The organism is Paeniroseomonas aquatica (assembly GCF_030409335.1).
Lineage (GTDB): Bacteria > Pseudomonadota > Alphaproteobacteria > Acetobacterales > Acetobacteraceae > Belnapia > Belnapia aquatica.
In genome coordinates, this window is sequence record NZ_JAUFPN010000062.1 from 1 (window position 1) to 1704 (window position 1704).

Genomic DNA, 1704 nt, shown 5'->3' on the forward strand with positions numbered 1-1704 from the left:
AATCTGGAATCATCCAGCGGGGGTTGGCGACGGGGGTAAAGGGAAATGCCTGACCGACCACGCCAATCTGAACGCCGCCACGTTCTATCACCTGCCACGAGGTGAACACCGGCTCCTTCCATTCATCGAGGACGTTGCCGGCCATGAACTTGTAAGGGCGGGCATCAGCCAGCTCTTTCATGCGTTCGGCACCCAGGGTGAATTCAAAGTGCCCGGTTGTGCCGTCGATTTTGAGAAGATCCATCAGGCCAACCATGTCGGCGCCCTTGGTCTGTAGTGCGGTCCAGCTGCCGTGCCAGGTGTCGCCGCCATCGAGGAACAGGACGCGTCCGTCGCCTCGCTGGGCTCGAATTGCACCGACCAACGTGGCAATTCGGTCCAGCCCGCCCATGCGCCCGTATTCCCGGGCTAGCGCCGTGAAATCCTCGGCAGTCAGCGTATACGCATCTGGTGACCCGGCAGCGATGTCAAACGCCTGACGGAAAGCTGCTTCCGTCAAATGCGGCGGCTGTCCTTTCGCGCTACCTACACCGACATTGAGCGAGGGCTCGCGGAAGTACATGGGTACAAGCTGCGCATGCAGATCGGTGAGGTGCAGCAGGGTGACCTGGCCCACAGGATCGAAAGCAAGCAGCTGGTCCTGCGTCAACGCCTGTGCAGCGGCAGCACGACCTACGGGAATGCCGAGGGACGCCGCTGCGGCAGCAGCCTGCAAAAAATGTCGGCGATGAATCACAACATCATCCTATGCGAATGCGTGCATATATTGTTGAAACGCCAACCGAGATTGGCGCCCCGACTTAAGCGACGTTGATCTTCGATGTAGACTTATAAACGCTACCGTCGTCATCAGTCCAAGCGCAGTCAAGCGTTCCGCTTTCCTGTGCACGGAAAAAGAATGACTGATATGGATTCGTCGAAACTGATGTATTCCAGTCAGCTTCAAAAACGTTCTTGCCGTTGTACCTTGCTTCAAACCGCTTGATGATTTTGCGCGGAATGGTAGCGCCGGCACTGTCCTTGCGCTGACCGCTTTCCATGTCGTGAGAAATCAAAGTCTTAACTTCGACGATCTCGCCCTTCTTAGCAGAAGCGGGAACACGGACGCGAGGTACGGGATTTGCCATGATCGTTCTCCTAGCCGCCGCAGCCGCCGATAGTCACTTTCACTTCGCTCTGAGCGCGGAACAGTCCGCCATTGCTAGTTTCGGCAATGGCTACGATATTCTGGGTCTGCGCTAGCCGTATGCGGGTGCTAGCAGCTGCTTTGCCGCTATCGGGTGTGAAGTGAAATGTCGCCACAGTAGGGACGGGATTGCCGTCGGCGAAGATATGAATAGCAGTGACATGGTCAGCCTCGGTCATCGGGCTATCCATCTCGACTGCCAAGGGAACGACCAAGCCGTTCTCAGCGATGCTGGGAATGTCGAGCTTCAACGGTCCGCCTTCCTTAGGCGTCCGTCCTGCAAGCACCTTCGCTATGTCACTGTCGGCCAAGGGCGTTGCGCGGGCCGACGCCATCGGCAGGACTGACAGAGCGGCACCCGCAGCTAGCAGGAAACGCCGGGTCAGCGGGACGCGGATCGGGCGTGAGGTGATGGTTTCCATTGGACGTCCTCCTGGCCCCTGCATTGGCAGCATGGTGGCTTCTAATAGATATTGATTTGCGAATGTCTGAATGTAAAGTCTTTTTGGAGCCGAGCC

2 protein-coding genes and 1 pseudogene are annotated in these 1704 nt (G+C 57.5%); all 3 read right to left on the minus strand.

The window, feature by feature from the left end; all coding sequences use genetic code 11:
• Positions 1-736 (minus strand): annotated as a pseudogene (locus QWZ14_RS07200) (thiosulfohydrolase SoxB); the annotation flags it as partial.
• 64 nt (positions 737-800) lie between these two features.
• A complete protein-coding gene (gene soxZ / locus QWZ14_RS07205) occupies positions 801-1127 on the minus strand; it encodes a thiosulfate oxidation carrier complex protein SoxZ (RefSeq protein WP_290315951.1) in 327 nt (108 codons plus the stop codon).
• 10 nt (positions 1128-1137) lie between these two features.
• Positions 1138-1704 (minus strand): thiosulfate oxidation carrier protein SoxY (soxY, locus tag QWZ14_RS07210; RefSeq protein WP_290315952.1); only part of this gene is annotated, 567 nt, incomplete at its 5' end.

What these genes read in the sequence shown, in the direction of transcription:
- soxZ (WP_290315951.1), bottom strand. Translation starts at nt 1,127, where the DNA reads ATGGCAAATCCCGTACCTCGCGTCCGTGTTCCCGCTTCTGCTAAGAAG.